This is a genomic window from Schlesneria sp., assembly GCF_036405755.1.
Lineage (GTDB): Bacteria > Planctomycetota > Planctomycetia > Planctomycetales > Planctomycetaceae > Schlesneria > Schlesneria sphaerica.
On record NZ_DASWWZ010000174.1, the window covers coordinates 1 to 15,712 of the forward strand.

11 protein-coding genes are annotated in these 15,712 nt (G+C 57.7%); 3 read left to right on the forward strand and 8 right to left on the reverse strand.

All coding sequences use genetic code 11. The annotated features are described in order from the left end of the window. Positions 1–327: 327 nt before the first annotated feature. On the forward strand, positions 328–1,725 hold the full coding sequence (locus VGE80_RS05740; protein ID WP_373651288.1) for an MATE family efflux transporter: 1,398 nt from the start codon (positions 328–330) through the stop codon (positions 1,723–1,725). Between the two features lie 56 nt (positions 1,726–1,781). Here the strand turns inward: VGE80_RS05740 and VGE80_RS05745 are convergent, their stop codons facing one another. The 7 genes from VGE80_RS05745 to VGE80_RS05775 all read right to left on the reverse strand — a co-directional run bounded on the left by VGE80_RS05745 (position 1,782) and on the right by VGE80_RS05775 (position 12,463). Further along, positions 1,782–3,374 carry an aldehyde dehydrogenase (NADP(+)) gene (locus VGE80_RS05745; RefSeq protein ID WP_440591983.1) on the reverse strand — a complete coding sequence of 531 codons (1,593 nt, stop codon included), beginning with the start codon at positions 3,372–3,374 and terminating at the stop codon, positions 1,782–1,784. A 110-nt stretch (positions 3,375–3,484) separates the two neighbouring features. Next, positions 3,485–6,883, reverse strand: coding sequence for a DUF1553 domain-containing protein (locus tag VGE80_RS05750; RefSeq protein WP_440591984.1), 3,399 nt, complete (start codon positions 6,881–6,883; stop codon positions 3,485–3,487). 428 nt (positions 6,884–7,311) lie between these two features. After that, a complete protein-coding gene (locus VGE80_RS05755) occupies positions 7,312–8,196 on the reverse strand; it encodes an NAD(P)H-hydrate dehydratase (RefSeq protein WP_440591985.1) in 885 nt (294 codons plus the stop codon). Between the two features lie 130 nt (positions 8,197–8,326). After that, a complete protein-coding gene (larB, locus tag VGE80_RS05760) occupies positions 8,327–9,052 on the reverse strand; it encodes a nickel pincer cofactor biosynthesis protein LarB (RefSeq protein WP_440591986.1) in 726 nt (241 codons plus the stop codon). Between the two features lie 286 nt (positions 9,053–9,338). Next, on the reverse strand, positions 9,339–10,088 hold the full coding sequence (locus tag VGE80_RS05765; RefSeq protein WP_440591987.1) for an ATP-binding cassette domain-containing protein: 750 nt from the start codon (positions 10,086–10,088) through the stop codon (positions 9,339–9,341). A gap of 12 nt (positions 10,089–10,100) precedes the next feature. Next, positions 10,101–11,279: an ABC transporter permease DevC gene (gene devC / locus VGE80_RS05770; protein WP_373651282.1), complete on the reverse strand. Its 1,179-nt coding sequence runs from the start codon at positions 11,277–11,279 to the stop codon at positions 10,101–10,103. Beyond that, positions 11,276–12,463 carry an HlyD family efflux transporter periplasmic adaptor subunit gene (locus VGE80_RS05775; protein ID WP_373651281.1) on the reverse strand — a complete coding sequence of 396 codons (1,188 nt, stop codon included), beginning with the start codon at positions 12,461–12,463 and terminating at the stop codon, positions 11,276–11,278. The genes devC and VGE80_RS05775 overlap by 4 nt, the downstream gene beginning before the upstream one ends. 197 nt (positions 12,464–12,660) lie before the next feature. Here VGE80_RS05775 and VGE80_RS05780 point away from each other — a divergent pair, with 197 nt between their 5' ends. Together VGE80_RS05780 and VGE80_RS05785 are read left to right on the forward strand one after the other, a co-directional pair. Continuing rightward, positions 12,661–13,281 (forward strand): TetR/AcrR family transcriptional regulator, encoded by a 621-nt coding sequence (locus VGE80_RS05780; protein ID WP_373651280.1) that lies wholly within the window; start codon positions 12,661–12,663, stop codon positions 13,279–13,281. Positions 13,282–13,317: 36 nt separating this feature from the next. Then, the gene (locus tag VGE80_RS05785; protein ID WP_440591988.1) at positions 13,318–14,382 is read left to right on the forward strand and encodes a hypothetical protein; all 1,065 of its coding nucleotides are present in this window, start codon (positions 13,318–13,320) and stop codon (positions 14,380–14,382) included. Between the two features lie 126 nt (positions 14,383–14,508). Here VGE80_RS05785 and VGE80_RS05790 read toward each other — a convergent pair. After that, the coding region (locus tag VGE80_RS05790) for a phosphatidylglycerol lysyltransferase domain-containing protein (RefSeq protein ID WP_440591989.1) at positions 14,509–15,712 on the reverse strand (1,204 nt) is incomplete at its 5' end.

Consider the following 15,712-nt stretch of genomic DNA (forward strand, 5'->3'; position numbering starts at 1 on the left):
TGCCACTGCTTCGAGAGTCCTCTCCGAAGCAGTGCCCGCGGTACCACCCTAGACCAGCTTCTCCGTCAAATACATCAGAGCAACCCGTGCCACTACTCCTGTTGAGAAGCTTCCACTGCCACCGGTGCCCTCGGGAGTACCACAAAGTTCAGGAGAGACGCCACTCGACAGGCTCACCACCGGAAGCGGTCGTGACCCCATTTGGTCTCAGCCGGCGAAGAAACAGGCGGGGCCTCAACAACGGGTTTTGACAGCCGGAACGGCCCGACCTAACATACTCAGGCTTTTGGCTTTCGAGATGGACAACACGAACTCGAGTTAGAGATCATGGATGATTCACCCGCTTCTGCGGGTTCACTGGCGACGAACAATCTCCGTCGTCAATTGTTTTCTTTGGCGATCCCGGTTCTCTGCGAACAGGTTCTGACATTCTGCGTCGGCTTCTTCGATGTCTTTCTCTCGGGCCGGCTGGGAAAAACAGAAACGGCGGCGATTGGATTGTCGGCCTACGTCTCGTGGCTGGCATCGATGATGTTCAGCCTAGTCGGCATCGGTACCTCCGCGATTGTTGCCCGTGAATGGGGTGCCGGCGAACACGAGAAAGCTCGTCGCATCCTGGGTCGTTCCCTGGCGATGACGCCACTGATCGGCCTGATCATCTTCCTGATTCTTCAGTTGATGGCCACTGGCTTTCCTCAGCTTCTGAAAATGGAAGGTGAGCAGCTTCGGATTGCAGTCGAATATCTTCGCTACGACGCCTGCGGCCAGTTCTTCGCTGGATGGACGCTGATCGCCGCGGCAGGACTGCGCGGAGCGGGCGACATGGTCACGCCACTCAAAGTCCTTGTTCTGACGAACGTCGTCAACATTATCGTTTCCTCGACGTGCACTTTCGGCTTCGTCGTAGGGGAAACAGCGCAGGTGCTGGTCCCCGCGCTGGGCGTCAAAGGAATTGTCATCGGCACGGTGATTTCGCACATCTGCGGTGCAGCGGCAATCACCTGCATCCTGTTCAGCAGGCCCGCAACGTTGCGACTGATCCGCTCGGACCTGGAATTTCATCGTGAAACGATCTGGCGGATCCTTCGAATCGGCGGCCCCGCAGCATTGGGAGGACTCTGCACATTCATCGGTCATTTTGCCTTTCTCATGGTGATTGCCCGGCTGTCTCCGTTGGGCTTTGACGGAGCAACATTCGCCGCGCATGTGGTCGGTATCCGGATCGAGTCCATGTCCTATTTACCAGTCGAAGCCTTTGGAATCGCCGCAGCGACGCTGGTCGGACAATCGCTGGGGGCCGGTCAATTGGAACGAGCCAAACAGGCAGGGCACGAAGCCGTGCGCCAGTGCATCGGCTATGCGGCACTGATGTCCGTCATTTTCTTCGTCTTCGCACAACAGATCTTCGCGATGATGCACGCGGATGTGGCGGTGTCGGTCGCAGGGGTCCCCGCATTCCGCATGATGGCCCTCTATCAGGTCCCGAACGCGCTGCTCATTGTTTACATGAATGCACTGCGTGGTGCGGGGGACACGAAATTTCCGCTCTACTGCGCGTTGCTGGGGAACGTCTTTGTTCGAGTTTCGATTGGCTACCTGTGCGGAGTCTACTGGCAGATGGGACTGCTGGGCGCCTGGATCGGAATGGGGGCCGACAACCTGTTACGTTGCGTGCTGATCACGTGGCGGTATGTCGCGGGGCGATGGACTCGCACCCGCGTCTGACCATTGAAGAGATGCGTCCCACCGGGACCGATGTCCCGGTGGGTCCTGTACTGGCTTCAGTTGGACGCCTCGGGAACATTTCCCTGGCTCCACTGCCCGTCAATCCGCCGCCACATCGTTCCCGTTGGATTGGCATTTCGCAGAGGGGCAGGCAGACGGTGTGGTCGCACACCGTCATAGCATTGCAGCATCGCAAATCGTCGGATCGACGACGGGATGCCGACGGCGGTGAATCCAGGATGGCCGGTCGCCGGGAACGGCCCACCATGATTCATGGAAGGGACCACGGCGACGCCGGTCGGCATCTTGTCATTGAGAAGTCGACCGACTTTCTGGCGGAGAATCGACGCAACCCGGTCATAGAGGGGGTCGTCCGATCCATCCGTCGCGGTATAGAGACTGCCGGTGAGATTTCCCTCAAGACAGCGGGTGACGGCCAGGAGTTCTTCTTCGTTAGCTGCGACGACGATCAACGATTCGTTCCCGAAGGCTTCCGTCTGAAGCGACTCAGGGTTGTGAATGAACTGTTTTCCGGTGACTCGCAGCAGGGTGTTCTGGCAACAGAATCCTGTTCCGCCCCCCTTCTCACCACCCGCCAGCAGTTGGGCTCCATTCTTGACCAGCGTCTGAATACCGGAATGAAGGTTCTTCTGAACCCCTTCGCTCAACAGCGTCCCCACGGGGGCGGCCGAGAAACGTTCCGCCGTCTCCTTGATAAACGCTTCGGTCTCGGGTCCTGCCAGAGCAATGACCAGTCCGGGGTTGGTACAGAACTGCCCGACGGCCATCAGACAACTCGTCGCGAACTGTTCCGAGAGGGCTGCCCCCTTCTCTTTCAGTGCCCCGGGCAGAAAATAGACGGGATTGATGCTGGAAAGCTCGAGGTAGATCGGCTTACCGACTTTATCAGCGGCCTCTTTCAGGACCATTCCTGCCGAGCGGGCACCTGTATACCCGATCGCGCCGACAGAAGGATGTGACGCGAGCTTCACGCCATCACTATGATCGATGCGATAGATCAACTGGACAAACCCTGCGGGCATTCCGGTGGCTTTCGCGGCTTCGTGGGCCGCTTCCGCAAAAATGCGGGTAGTGCCGGGATGAGACGAATGCCCCTTGGCAATCACCGGGTTTCCTGCTGCGACCGCTGCCGCGAAATCCCCGCCCGAGATCCCATTGAACGCGAAAGGGAAGTTGTTCGGTCCAAACACCACAACCGGCCCGATCGGCCCCAGCAGGGAACGGATGTTACTCCCGCTGTCGATGGTGGCTTCAACCCATGAGCCGTCGCGGGCGGCTTTGGCCGCCTGACGAAGTTGATTCGTCGTACGGGGAAGTTCGACATCCTGAAGTCGTGGCTGGACCGCAAGGCCGGTTTCCAGATTCGCCAGCGTCACGAGTTCCGAAGTTCGCGCTTCGATCTGGTCAGCGTAAGCGTCCAGAAAATCGGCAAAGCGAGAACCGTTCCAGCCCCGCACCGCTTCGGCCGCTTTAGCTGCGGCATTGATCGCCGTTTCCACTTCGGCCCAGGGACTTACTGGATAAGACTCGGAAAGGGCCTGGGTTGTCTTTGGATTAATCGCCTGGAATGTTTTCGTGCCGGTCGAAGCCCGCCATTCTCCATCGATCAATACATTTTGAGTTTTCATTGCGGTTCCTTGAGCGTCCCAGTTCGCGGGACACCTCTGACTAAGCGTCGCTCTTAAACTTGCCTCTGGCGGCTATCTTCGCGAAGCAGCACAGGGCAATCAACCGAGTCTCAGTCGACAAACATCAGTTCGTTGGCAATCAAGAGCACCTGGGCTAACTGTTCAAGGTTGCTCAGCAGCGATGGCAACGGCCCAGTAAAATCCCGCTGGGCATCCCAGACGGCTTCCGGCATGTTTGCGGCTTCGCTCCCCGCAGATCGATGCCGGACAACGGGGGACCAGAGGTATTGGTCGCTGTTCAATTCTCCATTGATATCCACGACGAAATCGAGCGAGTCCCCCTTTTTCAGCTCGATCGATTCAATGTCCATTTTCTGCCGGGCATTGTGGAGGGGAATCGACGCGAGCGATCCCTGTCGGCTGGAAATGATGGAACAACGAATTCCATTTCCTGCGGCGACCTCATGAGCAGCGGTTGATTCCACAGAGAATGTTCCGTCATGAGGTGCGGTCCAGCGTCGCACCGCGCAGTGGTCCAGATTATTCCCGGGATGCCCACCTGAGGCCGTTACCTGCACCCAACCCAGGGCCGCGTCGGGCCATTGAGTCCCCCCCTGCCAGGCCGCCCCATTGAAATAAGGCAGAGGCTGAAAGTTCGTCAAAATTTTCGCCGCTTCGTCATAGCGGCCATAGCCGTACTGCCAGGCCAGTGACTCCGGACTGACGGCAGCAGCGATCTCTTCTCCGTCGACCGCAAGAAAGGCCAGAGCCCTTTCCAACTGTCCGGGGGTAGGCTGCCGCTGAAATACAGTCCGATACAGCCGGCGAATTTTCTCTGCGGGATCAGTCACTCCGTCGTGATTGACTCGTTCCACCAGACTTCTGGCCTGTTGGGCCACAAAAGGATGGTTCAGAGCAAACAGGGCCTGCTGGGGAACGGTCGTTTCGCTTCGCAGCGGAATGTGGAGATCAGGGTTCGCGAAATCGAAGACACGCAGCGTCGCTGCCAGGAACTGGCGATCAATTAAGCCGTACAGGGTACGCCTGCGGTGAGCGGTCCCTTCCGTTGCGAACAGGTCGCTCGCACGCCCCCCCATTTGTAAGTCGAGCCGTCCCGCAGCCATCAACAAGCTGTCGCGGAACTCTTCAAACGACAGACGACGCGTATTCATTCTCCAGAGAAGTCGATTTTCAGGGTCAACCTGCATGGCACGCGCCAGTCCCGCAGTATTAGTTCCCCCAGCAGCTTGCGGTGCTTGATCGTCCGTCCCGAGAGACTGCTGCCGATAGGTGCTGGACAGGACGATCAGGCGGTGCAGGTGCTTGGTGCTCCATTCGTTGGCGATCAGTTGCCGGGCCAACCAGTCCAGCAGTTCCGGATGGCTGGGTGGCTCAGCTCGTATCCCGAAATCACTGGAGGTCTTTACGAGACCCGATCCAAAATGCCCCTGCCAGACACGATTCACCCAGACTCGTGCGGTGAGTGGATTCTGTGGATCGATAATCGCCTGAGCGAGTTCCCTGCGTCCGCTTCCCTGTTGAAACGGAGCTGGTTCCGATCCCGCGACGACGGAGACGAAATGGCGCTGCACTTCGGCCCCGCGATTAGCAGGATTTCCCCTTCGGAAGATCCGTGCAGGGCGGATTAATTCCCGATCGACGAGGGTGACGGCATGAGCGGGAGCGAGAGGTGACTGAATCAGCCAGCGATCCACCTCCCCCTGCAATCTCCACAGTTCGGTCACAGAGCCACTGTCGAAATAGCCTTCCGTCGAAACAATGGGTTCATTCGGAACAAGACAGGGGGAACCGGGCGCAAAAAGGACTTGTCGCAGCGATTCATCCTCAGAAAGATCGAACGCGGCAGGCTCAGCCGATCCCGCCGCCTTCCCCTTTTCCAGATGGAGTTTCCAATCCCGATTCACGGCCTGAAGCAAAGTTCCATACCGTTCTGCGACTTCACGCATGGTCGCGGGAGGACGTGAGAGCGCAGACAGAACTTTACTGTTTACCAGGGCGGGTTCGTCGTTGAGAGCCTTTACGATCAGCGGCGATTGTTCAGCAAATTCGTCAGCCTTTAACGCGGCAAATCGTCGCCATGGTCCGAAGATGGGGTCTTGAATCCGCGTTTCCAGAGCGAGCCAGGCTTCCCAGCGCCGGACAAATGTCGGAATCACATCCGTAACCGCTAGTACCTGATCGAAACCCTCTTCAGGATATTTCGACAGTTCCGTTTGCGCGACGAGATAATCCGTCACCCGCTCGCGGACCCGATCAGATGCCTCGGTCCGCTTCTGCTGCAGCGTGTCGTGCAGTTGCTGGCGGCGTTTCTGAAGCTCTTCATCAAACGCTTCGTACGCCTCATCGCGGACTGGCGGTTCGGCAATCGCCTGCAAACGTTCCGTCGAGTTCAGGAAGACGCCGTAGAGTGAGTAATAATCGGCCGTTGGAATCGGATCATATTTGTGATCGTGGCAACGGGCACATGCGACCGTCAATCCCATTGTTCCACGGGTCACGACGTCGATTCGGTCGTCGATGATTTCGTGCGTGACGCCCAGAAAACGTCGGCCCAGCGTCAGGAAGCCCATCGCCGCCTGAGCACTCAAGTTATTGGGTGCCACCTGATCCGCGGCGATCTGAAGCAAGAGAAACTGATCGTAACGGAGGTCACGATTGAAGGCCTGAACCACCCAGTCGCGATAAGCGGGGGCGTGGACCCAGAATCGCTCTTCCCGTGCGTACACATAGCCTTTCGTGTCCGAGTAACGAGCCACGTCGAGCCAGTGCCTTGCCCACTGCTCCCCATAATGAGGTGAGTCGAGAAGTTCTTCTACGAGTTTCTCGTAGGCATCTTCTGCTGGATCATTCACAAATGCATCAACTCGCTCGGGAGTGGGAGGCAAGCCGGTCAAATCCATCGACAGTCGACGAATCAGTGTGCGACGATCAGCGGCGGGTGACGGTGACAAACCATTCGCTTCCAGACGCGCCAGGACGAAGCGGTCAATCGGTGTCCGTTCCCAGGTGCTCTCTTTCACATCCGGGACGGCGGGGTTCGTAACAGGTTGGAATGCCCAGTGGCGACGATGCACGTCCGCCAGCGATTCGCCGACGGTTTCCAGTGCTGCCGGCCACGGTGCTCCTGCCTGCACCCAATGCTCAAGCGCCGCGATCTGCTTGTCCGTCAGCTTGCCGTTGGGAGGCATTTGCGTATCGCCCAGGTGCTTGACCGCCAGAATCAGCAGGCTGGCGTTGGCATCACCGGGCACGATCGCAGCACCGTTGTCGCCACCCTTGAGCAGGGCGTCGCGGGAATCCAGCCGGAGCCCGGCTTCCTGCTTTTTCGCCCCGTGGCACCGCTGACAATGTTCCACCAGCACCGGACGAACTTCTGATTCAAAGAACTGGCCTCCATCATCCGCTTGCGCAGTTGAAACGAGGAACAGCCCGAACGAACAGATGACTCCCGCCAGCATTGCCGACCGTGAGAGCGATTCCGTTTCCATGGGACGCCCCCTGGTGTTGAATGACGTGTCGAGGGGGCTTGTCGGAAAATTCGAAAACAGTGGTCGTATCATCGAAATCTCACGTCGTGCATCAGGAACGCGAACAGGCGTCGGCCGACTCAACGAGTCTATCCGCAATTATAGATAAACGTTTGCTGATTGCATTCGGCCGGCCTCTGCAAAATTGGATTCGATCCTGATTCCGCGATCAGGGACGCGATCGAACCATGGAAAGAGAGGCAGCGTTACGGGGCCGTGGGTTCCCAACGGGCGATGCGAAATGGAGGACGGAAGTGCAACGGCAGGCGCGGCATCGACTGGTTTTTCCGGTCGCGAATGGGATAGAACCGTGCAAATCGCGTCGGAGAATGGCTCGGCTGCTCCTGTCTATCCGCTAAGCTTGTCTCGCGTACCGACAGAGGGATCGACTATCTCCCCAGATCCCGCCACGCGCGCGGAATGTAACGAAGTAAGTCCGAGGCGATCAGACCGATCTTCGAGTTTTCCTCCGCAGCGATGTCCCCTGCCAGGCCATGCAGATGAACTCCAAATTGAGCGGCCTCAAAGGGTGCCATCCCTTGCGCCAGCAAGGCAACCAGCACTCCCGTCAGGACGTCTCCCGTCCCCCCGGTCGCCATCGCACTGTTCCCGGTGGCGTTGATTGCGACACGAGTCCCATCGGTGATGACCGTGTTCTGTCCCTTCAGTACGACGATCAGACCATTCCGCTTTGCGAATTCCGCGGCATGTTGTTGCCGATTCTGCTGAATTGTCTCGATATCCCAACCGGTCAGACGAGAGAACTCTCCCGGGTGCGGCGTCAGAATTCTCGCAGCAGCCTCACTGGTCCGCGGAAGGACGTACGGCCGCTTCGCCAGGATGTTTAACGAGTCCGCATCGAAGACCGCCGGTTGCGTCAGAGTCGTATACAGGTGCGTGACTACATCGAGCAGCCCGGCGGATTGACTGAGCCCTGGCCCGACGGCGACCGCGTTCTGCCGCGACAGCACCTCGGCTAATTTTTGCGGAGCGGCGTTGGAAAGCCTCCCTTCCGCATCTTCCGGCAGTCCGATCGTCATGTAAGAGGGTTCATATCCCGCGACAATCGAGAGGATCGATTCGGGAACCGCGACGGTCACCAGCCCGGCTCCTCCACGGAGTGCTGCCGTTGAGGACAGGCAGGCCGCACCACTCATCCCTCGACTGCCCGCGATCAGCAAGGCTCGCCCACAATCTCCTTTGTGGGCGTCATCGCTTCGCGCAGGTGCGGCTGGCAACGAATTGACAAGCTGCAGAGCGGTGAAATCAGCCATCAAGTCCCTTTTGCAAATAGAATCCTGTCGCATCCTTCAGGCATCGGCCGAGCAGTTTCCGTCTGCGTGACCGTCGAGAGGATCCAAGGATCCTGCTGCCGGCACGCGTCAGCCCGCAGTCAGATTGTACTCATCCGGCGGTCTTTGTGGCATCCCCTGGCTTCCGGGCGATGAGACTGGCGAGATACCCACCCTTAAAGCCAGCGTCGATATTGACGACAGCGACATTCGCAGCACAACTGTTGAGCATCCCCAGCAGAGGAGCGATCCCCCCCAGATGAGCCCCGTAGCCGACGCTGGTCGGAACCGCGATGACGGGGACACTCACCCACCCGGCCACGACCGAAGGAAGTGCCCCTTCCATTCCTGCCACGACGACGATGGCATCCCCGTGCGCCAATCGATGGCGCTGCGCCAGCAGCCGCTGCGGACCGGCAACACCAATATCGAGCACCAGGTCGGTCTCGCATCCCATCCAGCGGCAGGTCTCAAGTGCCTCTTCCGCGATCGGACGGTCACTGGTCCCTGCCGATACGACGATAACGCGTCCCTGAATCTCGGGATCCCGGTTCCGCTGAGTCAGCGTTCTGGCGACAGGGTTATGAATGGCTGTCGGCAGATCACGCATGACGAATTCGGCCTGTTCGACAGTCACCCGCGTCGCAAACGAGTTCTGACCGGCGGTCTGCTGCTTCAGAAAGACGTCCCGAATCGCCGCGGGAGTTTTTCCCGGTCCATAGACAACTTCAGGAAAGCCGCAACGTCGCTCCCGGTCCATGTCGATCTGGACATCCGCTGTCACTGCGGTCGCCGCCAGGACAGAGCGAAGTTGAGTCTCCAGGTGGGATAAACTCATCTGCCCTGCTTCCCACTGGCGTATCAACCCCTCAAATTCAGTGCTTGACATCAAGAAAAACTCTATACGAACGGGACAGGAAGACTTTCAGCCCCAAAGGTCAACGGTGGCGGCGAAAGAGTTCCGCAACATACTCGAATCACAACGCGCAGGAAAAGCCGGGCGATAAATATCAGTCCTGCCCGCTGGTGCCGACTTGCACGCAGGTGCAGAGAAACAAACTGCGAAACACCGACGAGTTGTCAGTTCACTTCTCAGCAAAACAACAAATCCACAACACAGCGAACTAGGCTGGCGCGTCTTCGAGTACGAGTTCCTCCGTCGACTGCACAGCGTCAACGACGCGACCCTCCTCCATACGAATAATGCGATCCGCCGCGTCCAGGATCCGATGATCGTGCGTCACCAGCAAAACCGTGGTCCCCCGGTGATGTGCCAGATCGCGGAGCAATTCCACCACCAGCCGCCCATTTTCCCGATCAAGTGCCGCCGTCGGTTCATCGGCAATCACGATGTCAGGATTCCCCACCAGGGCGCGCGCCACGGCGACCCGCTGTTTTTGTCCTCCCGAAAGCTTCTCTGGCAGAAAATCGAGTCTCTGCTCCAGATTGACGAGCCTCAACGCCTGTTCGCAGGCGGCATACCAATTCTGCATGCCCGCTTTGCCATGGACCTCCAGACCCATGCGGACATTCTCGAGCGCCGTCAGGCTGCGGTGGAGATTATGGGCCTGAAAAATAAAGCCAAGTCGCCGACGCATTTCGGTCAACGTGCGGGCATCGGCTCCGTTCAATTCCTGCCCCAGGAGCTTGACCGAGCCTGCTTCGATCGACCTCAGACAGCCGATCAGCGTCATCAACGTTGTCTTCCCGGAACCGGAAGGGCCCATGAGGATGATGACTTCCCCACGCTGAATGGTCAGATCGACATGGTGCAGGACACGGACTTGCGCCTCCCCTTTGCCAAACGAGTGGCAAAGGCCGCGAACTTCAATCGCCGCTGCAGACATTCCCAGGATTTCAGAAGCCAGAGTCATCGGTCGCCTCCCTTAGAACAGATCCGCGGGGTCTGCCGAGTTGAGTCGCCGGGTCGCCACGGCTCCGGAAAACACGCACATCACGGCCGTCAGCAACAGCACGAAGAGGGGGCGAGACCAGGTCATCGCTATGGGCAGCGCCGTTGCGCGAGCTGCCACCGCGTACAGGACCAGTGAAACACACAGCCCGGGAACAAATCCCAGAGTGGCCAGACAAACAGCCTCCTCGAACACGATTCCCAGAAAGTACCGGGGGGAATACCCAATTGCTTTCAAAGTTGCATATTCCGCAAGATGGTCCTGCACGTCGGTCGACAGCACCTGATAGACCATCACCAGTCCCACGATCACACCGATGGCGACTCCGAAACCAAACACGAAACCAATCGGTGTCTGCCGCGACTGGTAGTTCTGTTCGGCGTCAATGAATTCCTGCTTTGTCAGCGCAAGCACATCCCGTTCGGGGAAGTGCTGGTCGATCTGGCGAGCAATCGCCAGAGGGTCGGTTCCCGAAGCACACTTCAGTAGAACCACTGTCGGTGTTCCGGCGGCCCGCTTGGGAAACAGACTGAGAAATGTCTGCTCGGAAACGATCAGCAATCCATCCACATCGAAGGAAGCACCATGTGAAAAGACGCCCCGCAGTGAAAGCTGACGACCGCTCGATTCAATCAGATACTCCCCCTGCTCCTGAATCACAGTTTCAATTTCGCGACGGAAATCCCTCGTACGACGATCGACGATCGCACTATCGGGTTCGCGTAAGAGTGGAACTTGCTGCTGCAACTTTTCATCGAGGAAAACTTCTCCGGACGGAACGATCCCGATCACGCGAAAGTTTGTGGTATCACCCGTCGCGGGATCGGTCCACATCATCGTTGACATGAAAACCGGAGTGGCTTCTGTCACACCGGGAATCGCCATCGCCTGGTACATCCGCGTCCGAGGAAGGGGGTTGGCTTCCCGTAGTGAGCGAAAATCACTGCTGACAAGCACGATGTCCGCAACCAGATTCCGGTGCGTGATGACGCTGGTCTCAAACAGGGCGTTCATGAATCCCAGTTGCATGAAGATCAGGACGTTTGCAAACGTCACACCTCCTACAGCGGCCAGCAACCGGGTCCGATTGTGCTTCAGTTGCAGCCAGCCGATGGGGAGGCGTCCCATCAGACGCGTGAGAAACGGGGTCACGGTACGAACTCCGCCCGAACCTGCAGCCCAATATATTTGCGGGCCACCTCGCTGGCCTCGTCGCTCAGGCGAACCACGACTTCGATCACACGTGCATCGGTATTCGCTGCGGGCGTCGCGTCGACAATGGACTGCCGCTTCACAAGGGGCGAAATCCGCGAAACGTCTCCCTGAAGCGAGTGCGCCAGCGCCGAAGAATTGAGCCACACCGACTGGCCAATCCGAATCCGCTGGGCATCGGTCTCGTACACGTCGATCCGAACATCCATTTTTTCTGTGGCACCAAAATCCAGAATCGGGCCCGAGCCGACGGGCTCACCCGCTCGCTTATGAAGATCAAGCACTGTTCCGGCGACGGGAGCCCGTAAGTAAGCCTGTTCCAATCGCGTTTCCGCCTCCCGGAGCGATCCCTTTGCAACCTCCAGATCTTCGAGCGCCACCAGGACATCGACGGGTTCCTCACCCGGCTCGGCTTCATAATGAATGAGCCGGGACTGAATTTCGACGATCTTTTGCTGCGACGATTCCGCCTGTAGCTGTGCCAGTTCCAGATCCGATTTTGTCGTGGAGTTGCTCCGGTCCAGCCGAGTCAGTCGTTCCAGCACACGTCGGTCGTTCACGAGTGTCGCGCGGGCAATTTCCAGTGAAGCAAGTAATTCCCGTCGGGTGGACTCGACCAGTCGTCTCGTTTGTGCCACGACGGCTTCTGCCCGGCGCACCCGTCGCTCGGCTGTCTGCCGTTCCGCCAGCAGTCGTTCTTCGTTATCGAACACCGCGAGGATCCGATCCGCCTCAACAGTGTCACCTTCTTTGACGTCCATTCGCCGAATGCGCGCCGCGCTGGCCCCGTCTGGACCTGCGACAGCGATAACTTCCCCTGTGGGCTCAATCCGCCCGAGAGCGTAGATCCGGGGTAGAGCAGGAACGGCCGAGTTGTTGCCAGGAACTTTTGCGAGCGTCTCACCTCTCAGATTGGGAGACCGAAGAAACCAGATCCCGGTCGCCGTGAGAGTAAAAACGATGAGACTCGCCACGATCCAGGTGTCGCGTGAACCGTGTCGAGCCCCGCGATCTTGCCGTTCAACCGAGAGAAGCGTCAGGCGAACCGGAGAATCTTCATTCGCAGAAGTAATTTTCTCTGAAGGGCTTGCGCTGGTCTGTGGAAGACTTGGAAGGGCTGACATGATTGTGTCGACTGCGTCAGACAGCCGCCTCTCAATAATGACTAAACGGTCACTAAAGAGAATAGTGACCTTCAAGTCATTATTTGTCAAGCGGAATAACCACGTCGTTCGCGCCGAGAAAGGGCCATTCCTGACGCGAACTGACGCGGAATTTATGGTAGCCTGTTCCAACACAATAACGCAGCCAGGTGGAGCGCATGACCGAAGTCCGAAAACGGCAACGACGTAAGGAAGCCAGACCGCAGGAAATCCTGGCAGCGGCCGTTTCTGTCTTCACGGAGAAAGGGTTTGCGGCAGCCCAGGTGCAAGAGATCGCGACACGCGCGGGCGTCGCCAAAGGGACGGTTTACCTTTACTACAAGACGAAGCAAGAGATTTTTGAAGAGATTGTTCGCGCTAACGTCAGTCCCGTTTTTTCCAAACTGAACGATCTGCTGCATGTCAGACAGGGTTCGGCCGCGGACTTGCTGTGTGTGGTCCTTGAGAGTCTTTACCGCGAACTGGTGGATGTTCCGGATCGCCGGGTCGTGATTAAAGTTCTCATCTCCGAAGGTGGCCAGTTTCCAGAACTGGTCGAATTCTATTATCGCGAAGTGCTGCAATTTGCCGAAAAATTGCTGCGTACACTTCTGGAGAACGGCCGTGACGCAGGTGAATTTCGGGCTTGCCCCGCACTCCTCGAACCTCGCGTGGTTGTCGGACCGGTCATCCTTGCCTCTGTCTGGCGGATGACATTCGAGAAAATTTCGCCGTTGGATTTACCAAAATTCGTTAAGGCACACCTCGACCTGGTGTTGAACGGATTATTGATTCGTTGATGTTCTGTAGATACGGGCCAGGGATCGGGAAAAGGAATGCTCGAAGTTAGGTCATTCGATGGAACCGCCGAGGAGTTGTCGGACTTCGTCTTCCAGCAGTGGTGTGCCACGTACGAGGGACGAATGCTGGTTCCTCACTGGGGGGCTGACTATTTCCGCTGGCAGTTGCAGATGGATGATCCGCAGCGTCGCTGTCATCTGATTGCTGCATATCGGGGAGCAAAACTGGCTGGTGTGGTCCTTCACTTTCCGATGCAGTTTGCCATCGGGAAGGATGTGTTTACGGGTTCTCAGGCAAGCTGGCTGAGCGTTTCTCCGGAATTTCGGGGACAGGGAGTCGGCAGTGCACTGAATCGGGGGTCGCGGGCCTTCCACCGTGACCGGAAGCTACGATTTCAACTTGGCTTTGCCTACTTCGGTCACCGGGCCTCCCTGGCATCCCGGTTCTGGCTGAAGTCGCAAACAGACAATACTACCCCGATCCGCAGCGCCGGATTCTGGATCCGTATTCTCGATTCCAAAGCGACTGCTGAGTGGAACCTGAATCGTTGGGAAAGTGGCCTCACGACCATTGTCAGTCCACTGATTCCTCCCCCCAAAGTTGACTCGCGACCATCCCTGACAATCCGACCGGTGCGGACAGACGATGTTACGACCTGCCTGGCTCTGGTGGATCGCGCGACTTCCCACTGTGACCTGAGAATCGTCTGGAACGAAGAGACGCTCAGCCGACAACTCGGTCTGCACGGCTTCAGCAAATCTCTCGTGGCCGAGGTCGACGGCGAAGTAAAAGGGTTCGTTACGTTTCACATTCTGCCGATTGTCGGAAGGAACAAGGTCCCGGTCGGGATCCTGGATCTGGTCGTGGTCTCGGACCTGGCCTCAAGTGATCGAAACAGTCTCGTCGATGCTGCACTACTGGCCCTTCAGCAGGAAGGGGCCGCCTTTGTTCTGAAACTGCGTGTGGGAGATCATCCCGCAGGTCTCTTCCTCCGGCGCGGCTGGTATTACCAGTTACCGCAATCGCACGTCCTCGTCACCTGGGCCGAGGATGCTCAAAAATTGCCCCCACTGAAACGGCTGCACGTGCTCTGGCGATAGTCGGGCGCCCCGTCCCCAATCCAGAGTTTCAACAGATGTCCGCTACTGCCCAGCGGGAGGGGTCACGATGCCATGAGGGTGCAGGATTGTTCCAGGACGGCTGTCACAGTCGTGAATTCACAGAATTCACGATTCGTCCGATTTCTTGCGCGTCAGACTGCGTGTAATCGAGTGCCTTATCGACTTGACCGCGTTGCGGATGGAGAATCGGAAGGCACCGATGGTGTACATGAAGCTCAGGACCGACAGGATCGAAGTTTGTGTCGAAACACAGAGGTAACAGTTCGACAATTCGGGCCGAAACCGGGTCTTAAAGTGGGTCAGCCCCTGAGTGCTATAGAGTAAATTCCCAAGGTGATCTCCGGCAAACAGTCCAAAACGCAAGATCGCGCTAGAGCGATTGCCGGTGTATTCACGGCTCCCCTTCCAGATCAGCAGCGAGAGTGAAGCCTGTCTAACCCCTTCTGTTCGCAGTTTGTCCAGCACGTCTTTGACCAGAAACGGAATCGCTCCGCGCGTCGCATCACTTCGCTTGCGGAACATCTCCAGCGCTAACGAATTCCCTCCTCGCATGGGATTTCCGACGATGAAAGCTTCGATCCGTTCCGTCTGAGAATTTTCCGCGACAAAAAGCCGACGACGGAGCAGGTTATCGGGTTGCAGTTTACCGACGAGAAGATTGATTTCTCGATCGTAAAAGCGGTCTTTCAGGTCGTCCCGTAAAACCTCGAAGAGCTCCCCCTTCAGCTTTGTCCAAGTTTCTTTGTCCAGCTTTTCCGGGTGGATTTCCCGGGCGACCAACCCCATTCGCTGACAAAAATTGGATTGTCTACGCACCCACTCATAGGGTTTTCCGGACCATTTGAGTGTGTCGAGATCAAGAAGAGTATCTTCCCCAAACTTCGACACTTCCCAGTTCGCCGCCTCAAAGTGCGGTCGATCTTGCTCACCAATGGAATAACAGGCGACAACCCGCTTGTTCTTCTTCGCCCAGTCGCTTAACTGTCGAACAAACTGACTTCGATTTTCCGGGGCTGCGAGAATCCCCCCCGAGCAGTGCAGAAAACGTCCCGCAGGGATCACGGATAAAGCTGCCGTATGATCGGGAGACAGGATGCAATATCGTTCCGGTTCCACCGCTAGATACGATTCTGGCGATTCTCCGTAGTCGAAAGCCAGTCGTTCCAGAGCTTCAAATTCCGATTTGGAGAGGGAGTCAACGCGGCGGACCTGCCAATTTACGTCGGGCGGGGTCGGTTCGATCACCTGGGACGGGGTCGGTTCAGACCGTTTCGCGACCGCCGGCTTCACGGGTGATTGATTTGTAACA

What these genes read in the sequence shown, in the direction of transcription:
- VGE80_RS05740 (WP_373651288.1), top strand. Translation starts at nt 328, where the DNA reads ATGGATGATTCACCCGCTTCTGCGGGTTCACTGGCGACGAACAATCTC.
- VGE80_RS05745 (WP_440591983.1), bottom strand. Translation starts at nt 3,374, where the DNA reads ATGAAAACTCAAAATGTATTGATCGATGGAGAATGGCGGGCTTCGACC.
- VGE80_RS05750 (WP_440591984.1), bottom strand. Translation starts at nt 6,883, where the DNA reads ATGGAAACGGAATCGCTCTCACGGTCGGCAATGCTGGCGGGAGTCATC.
- VGE80_RS05755 (WP_440591985.1), bottom strand. Translation starts at nt 8,196, where the DNA reads ATGGCTGATTTCACCGCTCTGCAGCTTGTCAATTCGTTGCCAGCCGCA.
- larB (WP_440591986.1), bottom strand. Translation starts at nt 9,052, where the DNA reads ATGAGTTTATCCCACCTGGAGACTCAACTTCGCTCTGTCCTGGCGGCG.
- VGE80_RS05765 (WP_440591987.1), bottom strand. Translation starts at nt 10,088, where the DNA reads ATGACTCTGGCTTCTGAAATCCTGGGAATGTCTGCAGCGGCGATTGAA.
- VGE80_RS05775 (WP_373651281.1), bottom strand. Translation starts at nt 12,463, where the DNA reads ATGTCAGCCCTTCCAAGTCTTCCACAGACCAGCGCAAGCCCTTCAGAG.
- VGE80_RS05780 (WP_373651280.1), top strand. Translation starts at nt 12,661, where the DNA reads ATGACCGAAGTCCGAAAACGGCAACGACGTAAGGAAGCCAGACCGCAG.
- VGE80_RS05785 (WP_440591988.1), top strand. Translation starts at nt 13,318, where the DNA reads ATGCTCGAAGTTAGGTCATTCGATGGAACCGCCGAGGAGTTGTCGGAC.